The sequence below is a fragment of the Phaeobacter sp. CECT 5382 genome, assembly GCF_001457775.1.
Lineage (GTDB): Bacteria > Pseudomonadota > Alphaproteobacteria > Rhodobacterales > Rhodobacteraceae > Pseudophaeobacter.
Genome location: NZ_CYSG01000008.1, coordinates 133755 through 149002 on the forward strand (window position 1 = coordinate 133755; position 15248 = coordinate 149002).

At 59.1% G+C, this 15248-nt stretch carries 15 protein-coding genes; 5 read left to right on the forward strand and 10 right to left on the reverse strand.

The genetic code is table 11. The features are described 5' to 3' along the window. Positions 1-137: 137 nt before the first annotated feature. Both sfsA and map read left to right on the forward strand, forming a co-directional pair. On the forward strand, positions 138-839 hold the full coding sequence (sfsA, locus tag PH5382_RS10725) for a DNA/RNA nuclease SfsA (RefSeq protein WP_058334442.1): 702 nt from the start codon (positions 138-140) through the stop codon (positions 837-839). A 143-nt stretch (positions 840-982) separates the two neighbouring features. Continuing rightward, positions 983-1792, forward strand: a complete 810-nt coding sequence (map, locus tag PH5382_RS10730; protein WP_058334373.1) for a type I methionyl aminopeptidase — start codon at positions 983-985, stop codon at positions 1790-1792. A 79-nt stretch (positions 1793-1871) separates the two neighbouring features. Here the strand turns inward: map and PH5382_RS10735 are convergent, their stop codons facing one another. From PH5382_RS10735 to PH5382_RS10745, 3 genes are all read right to left on the reverse strand, one after another. Further along, entirely contained in the window at positions 1872-2534 is a 663-nt protein-coding gene (locus PH5382_RS10735) for an HAD family hydrolase (RefSeq protein ID WP_058334374.1), read from the reverse strand. A 113-nt stretch (positions 2535-2647) separates the two neighbouring features. Further along, on the reverse strand, positions 2648-3208 hold the full coding sequence (gene rsmD, locus PH5382_RS10740; RefSeq protein ID WP_058334375.1) for a 16S rRNA (guanine(966)-N(2))-methyltransferase RsmD: 561 nt from the start codon (positions 3206-3208) through the stop codon (positions 2648-2650). Continuing rightward, positions 3205-4416 (reverse strand): NAD(P)/FAD-dependent oxidoreductase, encoded by a 1212-nt coding sequence (locus PH5382_RS10745; RefSeq protein ID WP_058334376.1) that lies wholly within the window; start codon positions 4414-4416, stop codon positions 3205-3207. The genes rsmD and PH5382_RS10745 overlap by 4 nt, the downstream gene beginning before the upstream one ends. Positions 4417-4515: 99 nt before the next feature. Between PH5382_RS10745 and PH5382_RS10750 the strand changes: the two genes are divergently transcribed. Continuing rightward, positions 4516-5004 carry a peroxiredoxin gene (locus tag PH5382_RS10750; protein WP_058334377.1) on the forward strand — a complete coding sequence of 163 codons (489 nt, stop codon included), beginning with the start codon at positions 4516-4518 and terminating at the stop codon, positions 5002-5004. A gap of 65 nt (positions 5005-5069) precedes the next feature. Here the strand turns inward: PH5382_RS10750 and PH5382_RS10755 are convergent, their stop codons facing one another. The 6 genes from PH5382_RS10755 to PH5382_RS10780 form a co-directional block, all read right to left on the reverse strand. Next, complete coding sequence (locus tag PH5382_RS10755; protein ID WP_058334378.1) at positions 5070-5363, reverse strand: 4a-hydroxytetrahydrobiopterin dehydratase; 294 nt, start codon at positions 5361-5363, stop codon at positions 5070-5072. Beyond that, positions 5360-6547: a GNAT family N-acetyltransferase gene (locus PH5382_RS10760; RefSeq protein WP_058334379.1), complete on the reverse strand. Its 1188-nt coding sequence runs from the start codon at positions 6545-6547 to the stop codon at positions 5360-5362. Before PH5382_RS10760 ends, PH5382_RS10755 begins: the two co-directional genes overlap by 4 nt. 45 nt (positions 6548-6592) lie before the next feature. After that, positions 6593-7366 carry a glycerophosphodiester phosphodiesterase family protein gene (locus PH5382_RS10765; protein ID WP_058334380.1) on the reverse strand — a complete coding sequence of 258 codons (774 nt, stop codon included), beginning with the start codon at positions 7364-7366 and terminating at the stop codon, positions 6593-6595. Further along, a complete protein-coding gene (locus PH5382_RS10770) occupies positions 7363-7821 on the reverse strand; it encodes a RidA family protein (RefSeq protein ID WP_058334381.1) in 459 nt (152 codons plus the stop codon). Before PH5382_RS10770 ends, PH5382_RS10765 begins: the two co-directional genes overlap by 4 nt. A 96-nt stretch (positions 7822-7917) precedes the next feature. Then, positions 7918-9222 carry an HlyD family type I secretion periplasmic adaptor subunit gene (locus PH5382_RS10775; RefSeq protein ID WP_058334382.1) on the reverse strand — a complete coding sequence of 435 codons (1305 nt, stop codon included), beginning with the start codon at positions 9220-9222 and terminating at the stop codon, positions 7918-7920. Further along, positions 9219-10952, reverse strand: a complete 1734-nt coding sequence (locus PH5382_RS10780) for a type I secretion system permease/ATPase (protein WP_058334383.1) — start codon at positions 10950-10952, stop codon at positions 9219-9221. The genes PH5382_RS10775 and PH5382_RS10780 overlap by 4 nt, the downstream gene beginning before the upstream one ends. Positions 10953-11190: 238 nt before the next feature. Here PH5382_RS10780 and PH5382_RS10785 point away from each other — a divergent pair, with 238 nt between their 5' ends. After that, entirely contained in the window at positions 11191-11907 is a 717-nt protein-coding gene (locus PH5382_RS10785) for an MlaA family lipoprotein (RefSeq protein ID WP_231751848.1), read from the forward strand. Positions 11908-11910: 3 nt separating this feature from the next. Beyond that, positions 11911-12498, forward strand: a complete 588-nt coding sequence (locus PH5382_RS10790) for an MlaC/ttg2D family ABC transporter substrate-binding protein (protein ID WP_082645639.1) — start codon at positions 11911-11913, stop codon at positions 12496-12498. A 417-nt stretch (positions 12499-12915) separates the two neighbouring features. Here PH5382_RS10790 and PH5382_RS10795 read toward each other — a convergent pair whose 3' ends face one another. Next, complete coding sequence (locus PH5382_RS10795; protein WP_058334386.1) at positions 12916-15201, reverse strand: transglycosylase domain-containing protein; 2286 nt, start codon at positions 15199-15201, stop codon at positions 12916-12918. Positions 15202-15248 lie beyond the last annotated feature (47 nt).

Here is a 15248-nt window from a genome sequence, read left to right on the forward strand (position 1 = left end):
CGGGCATCCCGCCTCAGGGGGGTAGTCACGTCAGGTTTCTGGCACAGAGCGACACAGATGGCCGCACCCATTCATAGTGAGCTCACGGCGCGCCCCTTAGGATTGACTTCCTGTAGCCATGCGCTACCCAAATGCGCATGGAATTTTCAACACCCCTGATCCGCGCCACCCTGATCCGCCGGTACAAGCGCTTTCTGGCCGATTGCTGCCTCGAAGACGGGCGGGAAATCACTGCCCATTGTGCCAATCCCGGCTCGATGATGGGGCTGGCTGAGCCCGGCATGACGGTCTGGCTGGAACCCAATGATGACCCCAAGAAAAAGCTGAAATACGGTTGGCGCCTTGTCGAACACGATGATGGACACTTTACTGGCGTTGACACGTCAGTGCCCAATCGTGCGCTCAAGACTGCGCTGATGGCCCGCGAGATCCCTGAACTGGCAGCATATGAGACGGTGCGCCCCGAAATGAAATACGGCGACAAAAGCCGCATTGATTTCCTGCTAACGCAAGATGGCCTGCCAGATTGCTATGTCGAGGTCAAAAGCGTGACCCTGTCGCGTGAGAAAGGTCTGGCGGAATTTCCCGACAGCGTGACGGCGCGCGGCACCAAACATCTGGGGGAGCTGGTCAAGATGGTGGATGCCGGACACCGGGCGGTGATGTTCTATCTGATCCAGCGCACCGACTGCAGCCGCTTTGCTCTCGCCCGTGACATAGACCCCACCTATGCCGCCGCCTTTGAGAGAGCGCAACAGGCCGGGGTAGAGCGCCTGATCTACGCAACCGAGATTTCACCACAGGCAATCACCATCGGCCAGCCCCTGCCGCCCGCCTGAACCGTCCGTAAAATGACGCGTCCCGCGCACGTCAGGCCGCAAGCCGCGCGATTGCAGACTGGATTTACCGGGCCACCTCTGGTTCTTTGAACCAAATCCGCTTACATAGCCTCGTAAGACACAAGCCTACGGAGCCCAGCTTGATGAGATCGAAAGACGGCCGCACCACCAAAGACGGTATTCGCATTTACCAGGACGCCGATTTTGCCGGCATGCATGTTGCTGGCAAGCTGGCAGCACAGATCCTTGATGACATTGCCCAGCATGTCTTTCCGGGGCAGACCACCGGCGAGATCGACCGGATCATAACCAATATGGTTGATGAGGCCGGCGCAAAATCTGCCACCATCGGATACAAGGGCTATCAGCACGCCAGCTGCATCTCGGTGAACCATGTGGTCTGTCATGGTATCCCCAGCGACAAGAAGCTCAAGGATGGCGATATCCTTAACATCGATGTCACGGTGATCGTGGACGGCTGGTTCGGCGACACCTCTCGCATGTTTGTGGCCGGTAAACTATCGCGCAAATCTGAACGCCTGATCCAGGTCACCCATGATAGCCTGATGAAAGGCATCGAGGCGGTGAAGCCCGGCAATACCTTTGGTGACATCGGCCACGCGATCCAATCCTATGCGGAAAGCCAGCGCATGAGCGTCGTGCGCGACTTCTGTGGCCACGGTCTGGGGCTAGTCTTTCACGCCCCCCCGAACGTGCTGCACTATGGTCGCCCCGGTACTGGCCCCAAGCTGGAAGAGGGCATGTTCTTTACCATCGAACCCATGATCAATCTGGGGCGGCCTGAGACAAAGATTCTTGCCGATGAATGGACGGCCGTAACCCGCGACAAATCACTGTCTGCACAGTTTGAACACTCCATTGGCGTGACTGCGGATGGCTTCGACATCTTTACCCTGTCGCCCGCCGGAACGTTCCACCCGACCTACGGGTAAACCCAAAGCACCCATCAAAAAGACAAAAGCCCCGACCTCTGGCTGGGGCTTTGTTGTTTCTACCATATCCCTGTCTGGTTCAGAAACCGATCAAGCTAGGGACGTCGGACATGGCGGAAAATACCTCGGCACCCTCTGCGGCAAGCGTTCGACCGCCCCCTTCAGGCGCGAATCCTAAACAGCGCATACCTGCACGCGCCGCCGCCATGGCGCCGGTTGCGCTGTCTTCCACCACCAGGCAATCGCGGGCCTGAACACCAAAATGGCTGGCCGCCGCCAGGAATAGCCCCGGGTCGGGCTTTGCCACGCCCAAGGCATGTGCCGAAAACATCCCCGTTGGATGAAACCGCTGCCACAGTCCGTTTTGCCCCAGCGTGATCCGCATCTTGTCTTCACTACCGTTGGAGGCCACGCAGGCTGGTATTTGCTCGTGATCCAGCAGGGCCAGCAGATCCGTCACGCCCGGCATTAAATCCACGCCTGCCTTCAGGGCAGCATAGGTCTCTGCATAGATTTCATCCACCCAGCCATCGTGCAGATCGGCCCCCAAAGCGATGGCCTTCTGCATCACACCGGTCATCGTGCCACCGACAAACAGCTCCATCGAGCGTTCCAGGGTCAGTTCCAGCCCGTGACCGGCGAGATTGTCGACCAGGGCCTGGTTCGAGACCCGTTCGCTGTCAACCAGCACCCCGTCGCAATCAAAGATGATCAGCTGTGGCGTCGGAAAAGTCGTAGGCATGTCGATAGATCCTGTGGCAAAGCTCCATTCCTCTGCCCCCACTCTGCCCCGGTCTATTTTTCGATGCAAACCTTACCCCGGTACAAAGTCGCCCGCACGGGTACTGACCTGTTTCAGCTTGAAACAACACGCAACATCAGAGTGATATGGCTGTCGCCATATTTGCGCGTGTCACGCGGCACATACCCATCCGGTGGGGACATCGGTGCGTTCTCTTCCCAGATAATCAGCGCATCCTCAGCAATCCAGCCGCCTGCCTCTGCTGCCTTTAGGGCTTTTCCCCCCAGAGCCTTGCCATAGGGAGGGTCCAGAAAAACCACATCATAAGGCGCGCCCGGGTTGTCCCCCAGCTTCAGAGCATTGCGCCTTAGCAGTGTCGCGGCATCCCCTGCACGGCAGAGGTCGATATTCTTGGCAATGAGCCCCTGCGACACACGCCCATCATCGACAAATGTCACGCTCTCAGCCCCACGCGACAGGGCCTCAAGGCCAAGTGCACCCGTGCCGGCAAACAGATCCAGCACCCGCATGCCTTCAAAATCGACCTGATGCGCCAAAACGTTAAACAGGCTTTCGCGCACTCGGTCAGTTGTCGGGCGCAGATGTGCGCCCGCATCGCCCTTACCAAGCGCTGCAAGCGCACGGCCGCGAAAATCTCCGGCGATGATTCTCACGATTTTAGCAGCGGCTTCAGATCCGCCGTGACATCCGCAACCACAGATTTATCAGCCGTTTTGCCCATGTCGATCAGCCGCTTGCCAACCATATAGGCGCGTGGGTCATTCATCGCATCCACAGCAACCAATTGATCGCCCTTGTAGTACCAAAATGAGGTGCTGCGCCCTTCATCAGCGCGAGTGACCACATTATCAAAGCCTGTGTTCAATCCCGCAATCTGCAGTTTCACGTCATACTGATCAGACCAGAACCAAGGGGTCGCAACATAATCTTTGGCGGCACCCATCATGTTCTGTGCGACGACCTCTGCCTGATCAATGGCATTGGGCACGCTTTCGAGCCGGATGCGACCGCCCTTATAGGGGAAAGAGGCGCAATCGCCCGCCGACCAGACAGAGGCATCCGAAGTGCGCCCTTGCGCGTCGGTCTTGATGCCATTGTCCAGCTCAAGCCCGGCCAGTTCCGCCAGCTGTGTTCCCGGCGTGATGCCCACGCCCACAACGACAAAGTCCACATCAAGCGTTGAGCCATCACCCAGAACCGCACGTTTCACTTGCCCGCCTTCGCCCTCGAGCCGCTCCAGACCAGTGCCTTCGCGAATTTCGACGCCATGTTCTGCGTGCAGCGCGCGGAAATAGTCAGAGGTTTCCGTCGCGGCGACCCGTTGTAGGATGCGATCGCCCATCTCGACCAGCGTCACCTTGACTCCGCGTTTGGCACAAACCGCTGCGGCCTCCAGCCCGATATAGCCGCCACCGACAATCAGTGCGCGCTTGCCTTCGCTCACATGTGGCGCCATGGCATCCACATCCTCAAGGCTGCGCACCACAAAGACACCGCCCAGATCACCCCCGATGGCTGCAGGCAAATGGCGCGGGTCGGATCCGGTGGTCAACGCCAGCTGGTCATAGGTAATCACCTCATCGCCGATGCTCACGGTCTTGGCAGCAGGATCAATCGCTGTAACACGGCTGCCCAGTCGCAAGGTGATGTTGTTGTCCGCATAAAAACTCTCGGGGCGCAGAAACAGGCGTTCCAGCTCCATCTCGCCCAGAAGATAGGCCTTGGACAGCGGTGGGCGCTGATAGGGCAGAGCCGTTTCAGCACCGATCAGAGTGATTTCTCCGTCAAAGCCATCCTTGCGCAGCTTTGCCACCAGCGACGATCCCGCCTGCCCTGCCCCGATCACAACGATATGACTCATTTGGCCCCTTGCCTCCCGCACTAATTCTGGTCTCCTGTTGCGGCGACCCTATAGGGGCCAAGAACCAAAACGCAATCACCACAAGAGAGGAAACGCGCAATGATTTCAGCAGGAGAGAAACTACCGGATGCAACCCTGACCGTGATGGGCGCAGAAGGGCCTGCCCAGGTCCAGATGGCAGACAAGGTAACAGGCCGTAAAGTCGCGATATTTGCCGTTCCCGGCGCCTTTACTCCGACCTGTAATTCCGCCCATGTGCCGAGTTTTATCCGAACCAAGGATCAGTTTTTTGCGAAGGGCGTGGACGAGATCATCTGCATTTCCGCCAATGACCCCTTTGTCATGCACGCCTGGGGTGAGGCCACCGGTGCCAATGCCGCGGGCATCACCATGCTGGCGGATGCTGAAAGTGCCTTTACCGACGCCATCGGCATGCGCTTTGATGCGCCGCCTGCTGGCCTCATTGGCCGCTCGCTGCGTTACGCTATGCTGGTCGAAGACGGAGTTGTGACGCTGCTGAACATGGAAGAAAATCCTGGCCAGTGCGAACTTTCCGCAGGCGAGGGCCTGCTGGACGCCATGGGCTAGGCAATCGCGGGGCTGTGCGGGAAACCCTCGCACAGCCCTGTGCAATCGGGCTTGTTGCAACCCTGTTAGATCAGGCTGTCCATCTTGCGGGCCAGCTTGGCGTCCAGCGCCGAGATACCATCTACGTCATGGGTGGTCAAAACCACCGTGACACGGTTGTAAGTATTGCTCCATTCCGGGTGGTGGTTCCATTTTTCAGCCCAGAGCGCAGCCTGTGTCATCCAGCCGAAGGCTTCGACAAAACTGTCAAATTGATAGGTCTTGGTCATGGCATCACGTCCTTCAACCATTTCCCAGCCGCTTTGAAACAGCGGATCCAGCAGCGGGCCGCGCGTGGCCTCGGATAGTTTTTCTGTCATTCCTGTTCCTCCACCTGTGTCTTTCGAAACGGGCCATAGCTGGTCAAAACTTCCACTTCTTCGGCCACGGCAGCACGCTCCGCTTTTAGGTAGCGCGCGACCGCATCAGCAAAGCCCGGATCGCCCAGCCAATGCAGGCTGTGGGTTTCGGTCGGAAGATATCCCCGCGCCAGCTTGTGTTCGCCCTGCGCGCCAGCTTCGACCCGCGCCAGCCCCCGGGCAATGGCAAAATCGATCGCCTGATAGTAGCACATTTCAAAATGCAGGCAGGGGTGATGTTCCAGACAGCCCCAGTAGCGGCCAAACAGTGTTTCCCGCCCGATGAAATTTAGCGCCCCCGCGACGGGGTGCCCATCACGTTCAGCCAGAACCAGATGGATATCATCAGCCAGCTCCTCATGGGCGATGGCAAAGAATTCACGCGTCAGATAGGGCGTTCCCCATTTGCGCGCGCCAGTGTCTTGATAAAAATCCCAGAATGCATCCCAGTGTTCGGGCCGGATGTCCTCGCCGGTGTAGCTGCGGATCTCACCGCCAAAACTCTGTGCCTGAGCGCGCTCCTTGCGGATGTTCTTGCGTTTGCGCGAAGACAGCGCCGCAAGGAAGCCGTCAAAATCGGCATAGCCTTCGTTCAGCCAGTGAAACTGCTGACTGACACGGGGCAGCAGGCCAAGTTCTGCCCCGATCCGCGCCTCTTCCTCGGTGCAAAAGGTCACATGCAACGACGAGACCTGATTGTCCGCCGCCAGCTGTACCGCGCCTTGTACCAGTGCTGATTGCCCGATCGCCTCAAATCCGGGTCGCACCAACAGTCGCCGCCCCGTGGCCGGGGTGAAGGGCACCGCGATCTGCAGTTTCGGGTAGTAACGACCGCCAGCCTGCTCAAAGGCATGAGCCCAGTTGTGATCAAAGATGTATTCGCCCTGGCTGTGGTTTTTCGCATAAAGCGGTGCGCAGGCGATCAAAACGCCTTCGCGGTAGGCGGTCAGATATTGCGGCTGCCAGCCGGTTCCTGCCCCAACTGATCCACTGTCTTCCAGCGCTGACAAAAACCGATGAGTGGTAAAGGGATCAAGAGGCCGTCCGCCATCCGTGGTTTCGGGGCAAGCGCAGGCATCCCAGTCCCCTGCCGCGATCTGCGAAAGGGACCCAAGTACGCGAATTTCAACCGGTTTCTGATCCATCAGCTCTCCCCGCTGCGATAGTATTTGGGCAGCACAGCCCTGGGATCAACCCAGCAAAGGCGAAAGATACTTCTCAAAAGTGACATTGTCGGCCCATTGCCGCGCTTCCGCCTCAGCCTTGAGCGATTTCACCGTCCAGCATAGCACCGGCACTCCTGCAGAGCGCAGCTCCTGCACCCGGGGGCGCACCAGGTCCGCGACCTCGTGACTGATAAAGCTAGACTGACTGCTGTCGAAATCAGGAATATCGCGCAGCCGGTCGCAGATGGATGCAGGCACCGGAATCCAGTCTTCGGGATCATATGAACTGGTCACCAAGCCTCGGGCGATATCCGGTGCATGCTGCGCCAGTGCCGCCACCGAATGTGGATTAAACGACATCAACGCCACCGGCCCCTGATAACCCTGCAATACCGCGGCCGTTGCCTGTTCCAGCGTGCCGACATCTGGCCCCAAATTGCCATCCTGATCCTTGGTTTCAATCAACACAGGCACCCGCCCCGCAACCAGATCAAGGACCTCTGCCAGACTGGGAATGGTTTCACCATTGCCGCCGCGCAGCCCGATCTGCGCCAGCTCGGCCTGGGTCTTGGTGCGGATAGCACCTGTCGCCTCGGCTAAACGCTCCAGCGCGTAGTCATGAAACACCATCGGACAGCCATCCCGGGACAGCTGCAAATCGATTTCGATGGCATAGCCCGCCTTGATCGCCGCGCGAATGGCCGCGCGGCTGTTTTCGGGTCGCCCATCAGCCACATCATGGAGGGCGCGATGCGCCACTGGGATGGACAGAAACGGGGCAGGAAGTTCTGGGATCATTTGATCTGGAACACCGCATCGATTTCCACCGCCACGCCCAATGGCAACGACGGCGAACTGACGGCAGACCGCGCGTGACGACCCCGTTCACCAAGGGCCGCAACCAGAAAATCGGATGCCCCGTTGACCACCTGCGGCTGCTGGGTGAAATCTGCGGTGGAGTTGACAAATGCCCCCAGTTTGACCACTCGCACTAGGCGCTCCAGATCGCCATCACAGGCAGCTTTGAGCTGTGCCAGTAGCGAAATAGCACAGCGTTTCGCAGCCGCCTCGCCTGCCGCGACATCCATATCATGGCCCAGCGTGCCGGTGATCAGACCATTTTCGTCCGCAGAGATCTGCCCCGAAACATAGACCATATCGCCTGTCACCACGAAGGGAACATAATTGGCCGCCGGGGCCGGGGCTTCGGGAAGGGTGACACCCAGTTCCTGCAGTTTAGCTTCGATGCTCATAGTCGCACTCCTTTGCGCCGGATTTGGCCGCGACGCTAGCGCCGATGCACGGCCACGAAAAGAGCAAATGCGCAGGTTTTGCGCGTGCCTGCGCCGCTAGTCCTCGCGGAAGGCTTTGACGAAGTAATCCGCCAGTGGTTTGATCAGATAGGCAATCGGAGACCTCTCTGCCGTGCGGATGTAGCTTTCCACCGGCATACCCGGAATCAGAACCGTCCCCAACGGCAGCCGTGCGGCCTCACCTGGTTTCATCTCGATCTCGGCCCGGTAGTAAGACATCCGGGTGTTTGCGTCCTCAAAGGCATCTGCCGAGACCTGCACCACGGTGCCAAACAGATCCGGCGTATTGCGCTGGTCCAGCGCAGAAAACCGCAGCGTGACTTCCTGTCCCAGAAAAATCTGATCAATATCTGTCGGCACCACCTGCGCCGCGATGACCAATGGCCTGTCCTGCGGCACCAAGTAAAGCACCGGCTCGGCTGGGCGGATCACGGAACGGGGTGTGTGTACCTGCAAATCATAGACGATACCGGACACTGGCGCGGTGATATCGAGCCGGTCGAGACGCTCCAGTACCGCTCTGCGATTTTCAGCCAGCTCCAGCTCCTGGTATCGCAGATCGCGCAGCCGGGTGATCGCCTCTTCGCGCCGGGACGTGCCCAGTTTCAGGATTTCGATCTCAATCTCGGTAATGCGGCCGCGCGCCTGTGCCTCGGTGGCGACTAGCTCTCCCAGCGTGCCACTCAGGTTGGCTTCGGTGCGACGCAGATTGAGCACGGTCCCCGCCTGCGCCAACCCCCGGTCCAGCAGCGTGACCTGATTTTCCAGCTCTTCGCCAATCAACTCCAACTGTAATCGCGAAGAATCCTGCTGCGCCTTGACGCCAGTGATTTGGTCGCGGGTCTGGGCGCGGCGTTTCTCTAATTGTTCGATCTCGCGGGCGATAGATTCGCCACGAGCAACGAACAAACGCCGCTGTCCTTCCATCAGGTCCCGAATTTCCGGACGCTGGCTGGCCAGTCCAACCAACTCCGGATCAAAGCTCAGCCCTTCCCTCCCGTCACGCTCGGCTTCAAGCCTGCCACGCCGCGCCATCATCTCAAAAAGCTGCCCCTCGATAATGGCAAGCTGGGAACGCAACTCCTGCGCGTCCAGACGCAGTAGCACCGCCCCCTTGGCGACCGTGTCTCCTTCATCGACAAGAATATCTGCGACGATCCCGCCATCCAGATGCTGAACGACCTGACGATTACGATCAACTTCGATCCGCCCAGAAGCGACGACAGCACCTGAGATCGAGGAAAACACGCCCCAGCCGCCAAAACCGCCGAGCAGTACCAAAAGCCCGAACACGCCGATCAGCAGCGGGCGGCGCGCTGGCCAATCCGTCTCGACGCTCATTTTGCTCCTCCTGCCGAAGCCGTCTTGCGGATGTTTTGATGGTTCGCCACCATTTCCTGCAGGACTTTGTCTTTGGGGCCAAAGGCGGTCTGAACCCCCTGATCAATCACCAAAAGCATGTCACATTCCTGGATCGCCGCCGGGCGATGCGCCATGATCAGAACCGAGTTCCCTTCGGCCTTCAGCGCCTTGATGGCCTGATTCAGGGCTATTGACCCCTCGTTGTCGAGGTTGGAATTGGGTTCATCCAGGATCACGATCACCGGCGCATCATAAAGTGCGCGCGCCAGCGCCACGCGTTGCATCTGTCCTCCCGACAGGCGTCCCCCCCCGGCCGAGATATGGGTGTCATAGCCATCTGGCAGCTTTACGATCATTTCATGCGCTGCGGCCTTTTTGGCGGCGGCCACAACTTTTTCAGCGTCCGGTTCCTGCGTAAGCCGTGCGATATTCTGGGCAATTGTGCCCTCAAACAACTGCACCCTTTGAGGTAGGTAGCCAAAATGTTGGCCTAAAACATCTGGTGCGTATTGGTCCAGCGCCGCCCCATCCAGGCGTACAGTGCCCGCCGCAGGCTTCCAGGCCCCGGTGAGCGCCTTGGCCAGCGTGGATTTGCCCGATCCCGACGGACCAATGACACCAATCGCCTGACCAGGCTGCACCCGGAAATTGACATTGCGCAGCTGTGGCCTTGTATCGCCGGGCGGCACCACCGTCAGTGCCTGCACCTCCAGCCGGGCAACCGGTTGCGGCAGAGCTGTGCGCTCAAGCTCCGGCGGAACCTTGGTCAACAGCTCAGCCAGGCTGTGCCAGCCTTTGACCGCCCGTTGCACCATGGCCCACTGCCCAAGCCCCAGCTCTATCGGAGCCAAGGCCCGCCCCATCAGAATGGAGCCCGCAATCATAGCGCCTGGCGTCACCTCGCCTTTGAGTGCCAGATAGGCTCCAAGCCCCAGCATAGCCGATTGTAAAAACAGCCGTAGGGTCTTGGTCAAGGTGGTGAAGCCTCCGCCGGTGTCATTGGCTACAACACTGTCTTTCAGCGCTGTCTTGCGAATATCCTGCCAGCGCCGAAAGGCCGCCCCCCGCATCCCCATCGACTGGATCATTTCCGCCTCACCACGGATCTCCTCGGAAGACAGATTCGCACGATGGGTTGAGATCGCCGCCTGTTGCAACGGAGCCCGGCTGAACACCTGATTAAGAAGCGCTACACAGATCAGCACCACAGCACCAGCCAGCGCTAAAAGCCCAAGCCAGGGGTGAAACAGTGCAATTCCTACCAAAAAGATCGGTGTCCAGGGCAAATCAAACGCGGCCCCCAATACCGGGGAGGCCATCAGTCTCTGGATCGCTTCCAGATCTGCCGTGCCGGTCTGCGCCACCGGATCCTGCGCCACCGCCGAGCGCCGAACCATGGCATCAAAGACGCGGTGATCCAGTCCAGCCTGAAAGCGGGCGCCGATGCGGACTAGAACCCTGCCCCGCACATAATCCAACAGCCCCATCATACCATATAGAAACAGGACCAAAAGGGACAACGCCACCAGCGTCGCCTCGGACCGGCTTCCCAGCACACGGTCATAAACCTGCATCATATAGAGCGGCCCTGTGAGCATCAGCAGGTTTACAAAAAAGCTGAATACTCCGACCGACCAATACAGGCCCCGACTTTTGCGTCGGGTCGCGGAAAGTTGCTCATAGCCGGGTTTGAAGGTTTTTTTATCCATGTTACTTCAGCACTACCTGTTCAATCTTGCTGCGACATATTAAACCCGTCATCGACGCGCGCCCAATGGGCTACTGTTTCGAATCTGCCACAGACAGGCAAACAAATTACTGCCCAACTGGGAACCGAGAGGTTTCTGCCTAAATAGATCTCTCGTATTACAAAAATATCGACTCAACTGGATCTCAACCTGAATGCGATTTTTCTCCAAATCTTTCGCCGTCTTTGCTGTACTTGCCATGGCCCTGTCAACGACCGGCTGTGCCACGCAAAGCCCCGAAGCGAAGGCCGCTGGCGAAACGTTTGACCCCTATGAAGGGACCAATCGCGCTGTGCACGGCTTCAATATCGCGGTTGACCGCTTTGCTTTTCGCCCTGCCTCAAAGGGGTACGTGAAAATTGTTCCCGAGCCGATGGTCACCAGTTTCTCTTCGTTTTCCGAGAACCTGTCGCTGCCCGGCCAGGCCGTCAACGCGCTGTTGCAGGGCAATCTGAAGGTGGCAGGCCATGCTGTCTTCCGCTTTACTGTCAACTCGACGGTCGGTTTTCTGGGACTTGCGGATCCCGCCACCGAATTCAACATTCCCCGTGTCGATACCGACTTTGGCGAGACTCTTCATGTCTGGGGCGTCGGTGAAGGGGCCTATATCGAACTGCCGCTTGTCGGCCCGTCCACAGCGCGGGACGCCACTGGTATTCTGGTTGATTTCTTCACCAACCCGATTGGCTATGCCCGGAACAATCCCGCCGATAACATCAGCCTTTATGCAGAAGTCGTGCGCCGCATGGGCGATCGTGGCAGATATTCCGATACTGTGGATTCGATTCTCTATGAAAGTGCAGACAGCTATGCTCAGGCACGGCTGCTCTACCTGCAGAACCGCCGCTTTGAGCTGGGGGAAACTGCAGAGATCACCGAGATCGACCCCTTTGAACTTGATACCGAAGGATTTTGAATGATGCACCGTCGTAGTTTTCTGGCCGGGCTGAGCACCAGCGCAGTCCTCGCCCCCGGCGCGGTCTGGGCTTTGAACGAAGCCTCCGCCAGCACGTTGATCAATCGTCTGGTGACAGATATCAACGGCGTCATTGCATCCGGGAAATCCGAGAATGCGATGTACCGCGAGTTTGAACGTATCTTCAAAAACTACAGCGATACCTCCTATATCGCGGCCTATGCTCTAGGGGTCGACGCCCGGCGCGCGTCCGGGTCGCAGAAAAAAGCCTTCTCAAAGGCCTTTCAGGGCTACATTTCGCGCAAATACGGCAAGCGTTTCCGCGAATTCATCGGTGGCCGCCTGGAAGTGAAGAACGTCAAACGGGTGAAGAAATGGTACGAAGTCAGCACCATCGCCTATCTGAAAGGCGAAGCGCCCTTTGAAGTGACCTTTCTGGTCTCGGACCGCTCCGGCAAAGACCTGTTCTTCAACATGTATATCGAAGGCGTGAACCTGCTGCTGACCGAACGCACCGAAATCGGTGCCATTCTGGACAGCAACAAAGGCGACATCGACACAATGATCAAAGAGCTCAAAAGACTGAGCTAAACTGGGCAGGGCCAGACTGGGCAGGGCCAGACTGGGCTAAGCCGGGCTGGGCTCGCTCGACAGATGCGCAATCCTATAAATCGGACGCATCAAAACGGGCAAACTAAAACGGGCAAACTAAACTGACACACATAATTCCAAAGGGCCTCTCTCGCAGGGGCCCTTTTTTGTGCCGCGCTCACAGGTTGCACGTGCTTCTGAAACGGCCATATCTGAATTGATAGCTGGCGGAGGTAAAAAACGGTTGCAACCCGCGCCGACAGCGCCCGGCCCTGGCCGGGCGCTATGCCCAACTAAAGCGAGGGGCCGTCAGGCCAACGGCTTTGGGCGGGAGCCCCCCCGGTCACCGGCATGCGCGACGCGCTTGTTGCTGCCACCTTGTTAGCTCAGGCTGGCTCACAGCGGCTGGCTAGGCGCTCAATTACCACCAAAGATGCCGCGCAGCACGCCATCAATCGTACGCCCCAACTCACGGCCCGGTCTGCGCCGTTCCTGGCGCTGCGCTCTTGGCTCCACTGGCGGTGCAAGCGGTTTTGGTGCAAGCATCGGCAGGGGTTTGGGGGTCAACCCTTCGTGGACCCGGACCATGGTTTCCTGCCAGATCTCCGCCGGAAGGCCACCGCCCGTCACCCCGCTCAACGGCGTGTTGTCATCATAGCCCATCCAGACGCCCGCGACATAGTCGGCGGTAAAGCCAATGAACCAGGCATCTCGCGCCGCCTGCGTCGTGCCAGATTTACCCGCAGCCTGCCAGCCGGGGATCTGCGCGCGCCGCCCGGTGCCCTCCGATATGACCTTTTCCATCATCCAGACCAACTGCTGCGCAGCCTCGGTGCGGATCACCCGCTCTCCCATGCCGCCGCTGCGCCCCAAAAGCGGCGCATCATCACGCACCATGCGCAGCTCGCTCACCCCATATGGCGTGACCGAAGACCCCCCGTTCAGGATACCGGCATAGGCGCCGGACATTTCCAACAGCGTGCTTTCTGACGCTCCCAGTGCCAGCGCCGGCCCTTCTGCCATGGCATTATCAATACCAAAATCACTGGCCACCCGGCGCACCAGATCACGCCCCACGGCCTCGGACATCTTGACCGCGGGCACATTGAGCGAATCCCGCAGCGCCTGTGTCAGGGTGATCTCGCCATAGTATTTACGGGTGTAGTTCTTAGGGCACCATTCGCCCGATCCTGGCACATTCAGGCAGTATTCCGCATCCAGCACCTTATCGAGCGGCGAATAGCCCAGCTCCAACGCAGTGGCGTAAACAAAAGGCTTAAAGGCCGACCCGGTCTGACGCTTTGCCTGCGTTGCCCGGTTGAACACCCCAGAGACCCGCGTTGCGCGCCCGCCAACCATGGCCCGAACCGCGCCATCGGCGCTCATCACCACAATCGCCGCCTGCGCCTTGGAGCCCTCGCGCACCTTGTTTTCAAACACATAGCTCAGCGCCTCTTCGGCGGCCTTTTGCAGGCGCTGGTCCATGGTGGTGCGGATCACCACATCTTCGGTGGTCTGGGCACCAAAATAATCCGGAACACTGTCCATCACCCAATCGGCAAAATAGCCGCCCGCGCGCGCTGCCGCCGCCGGACTGAGGCCAGCCGGGTTGTTCTGTTCTGCCTGCGTTTCAGCCGCGCTCAAATAACCCTGCTCCTGCATCAGGCGCAGCACCGTTGCGGCGCGATCCTGTGATCGTTTCAGGTTGTTGGTCGGGGCCAGTGAAGACGGTGCTGTCAACAACCCCGCCAGCATCGCCCCTTCGGCAGCGCGCAGGCTGATGGCGGATTTGCCAAAGTAGCGCTGCGCTGCGGCTTCGGCCCCGTAGGCACCGCCGCCCATATAGGCGCGGTTCATATAGATAGAGAGGATCTCATCCTTGCTGTATTTGGTCTCCATCGCCATGGCGTAAATGGCCTCGGTTGCCTTGCGCCACAAAGACCCCTGACGACAATCCTTTTCATAGGCCGCTTCGCTCTCCCACTCGGATGCATCATAAACCCGGCCAAGGCACAGCAGTTTGGCCGTCTGCTGCGTAATGGTCGAGCCGCCATGCCCAGACAAAGGCCCACGCCCTTCGCTCAGGTTGATGCGCACAGCAGAGGCGACGCCACGCGGCGAGATCCCAAAGTGGCGATAGAACCGCTTGTCTTCGGTGGCGACGATAGCGTTTTTCAGATGCGGTGACACGGTATCCGCCGTGACTACACCGCCAAACTGGTCGCCACGCCAAGCAAAGACCGCGCCGTCACGGTCCAGCATGGTGACAGATCCACGGGCGCGACCGTCCAAAAGCGCAGAGACCTCTGGCAGGTTCACGTATTGATAGCCAACCGCCAGCGCCACCAGCGCGAGACAGATCATCCCGATCCGCCATGTAAAGCCCCAGATCAGGCGCAGGAGCCAGCGAAAGGGGGCCAGCAAAGTGGTCACAAAGCGGCCCAGCAGCCCGCGTGGCTTTCTGGGCGCGCGCTTGGCTGACTTCTTTGCTGGTCTGCGGCCTTTCATTTGGGCCTGCGCCTGCGTCGACGCTTTTGGCTTCGGCCTCGATTTACGGCCAAAGAGGTTGAAGAACCCGGATTTTGGTTTTCCCGCAGTCTTTTTTGCAGGCTTTTTGGCGGGGCCCCGGCCGCCGGTCTTTGCATAGCGCTTATCCGCCACCAGCGGGCGCCGCCCCGATCGCGAACCCGATCCTTGTGCCATCTCGAATTTCCTGCCCGGCTTGCCCGTTTTCGCCAGTCTAACGCCTT

What these genes read in the sequence shown, in the direction of transcription:
- PH5382_RS10735 (WP_058334374.1), bottom strand. Translation starts at nt 2,534, where the DNA reads ATGCCTACGACTTTTCCGACGCCACAGCTGATCATCTTTGATTGCGAC.
- PH5382_RS10785 (WP_231751848.1), top strand. Translation starts at nt 11,191, where the DNA reads ATGGCCCTGTCAACGACCGGCTGTGCCACGCAAAGCCCCGAAGCGAAG.
- map (WP_058334373.1), top strand. Translation starts at nt 983, where the DNA reads ATGAGATCGAAAGACGGCCGCACCACCAAAGACGGTATTCGCATTTAC.
- PH5382_RS10755 (WP_058334378.1), bottom strand. Translation starts at nt 5,363, where the DNA reads ATGACAGAAAAACTATCCGAGGCCACGCGCGGCCCGCTGCTGGATCCG.
- PH5382_RS10795 (WP_058334386.1), bottom strand. Translation starts at nt 15,201, where the DNA reads ATGGCACAAGGATCGGGTTCGCGATCGGGGCGGCGCCCGCTGGTGGCG.
- PH5382_RS10760 (WP_058334379.1), bottom strand. Translation starts at nt 6,547, where the DNA reads ATGGATCAGAAACCGGTTGAAATTCGCGTACTTGGGTCCCTTTCGCAG.
- PH5382_RS10745 (WP_058334376.1), bottom strand. Translation starts at nt 4,416, where the DNA reads ATGAGTCATATCGTTGTGATCGGGGCAGGGCAGGCGGGATCGTCGCTG.
- PH5382_RS10750 (WP_058334377.1), top strand. Translation starts at nt 4,516, where the DNA reads ATGATTTCAGCAGGAGAGAAACTACCGGATGCAACCCTGACCGTGATG.
- PH5382_RS10790 (WP_082645639.1), top strand. Translation starts at nt 11,911, where the DNA reads ATGCACCGTCGTAGTTTTCTGGCCGGGCTGAGCACCAGCGCAGTCCTC.
- sfsA (WP_058334442.1), top strand. Translation starts at nt 138, where the DNA reads ATGGAATTTTCAACACCCCTGATCCGCGCCACCCTGATCCGCCGGTAC.
- PH5382_RS10770 (WP_058334381.1), bottom strand. Translation starts at nt 7,821, where the DNA reads ATGAGCATCGAAGCTAAACTGCAGGAACTGGGTGTCACCCTTCCCGAA.
- PH5382_RS10765 (WP_058334380.1), bottom strand. Translation starts at nt 7,366, where the DNA reads ATGATCCCAGAACTTCCTGCCCCGTTTCTGTCCATCCCAGTGGCGCAT.
- PH5382_RS10775 (WP_058334382.1), bottom strand. Translation starts at nt 9,222, where the DNA reads ATGAGCGTCGAGACGGATTGGCCAGCGCGCCGCCCGCTGCTGATCGGC.
- PH5382_RS10780 (WP_058334383.1), bottom strand. Translation starts at nt 10,952, where the DNA reads ATGGATAAAAAAACCTTCAAACCCGGCTATGAGCAACTTTCCGCGACC.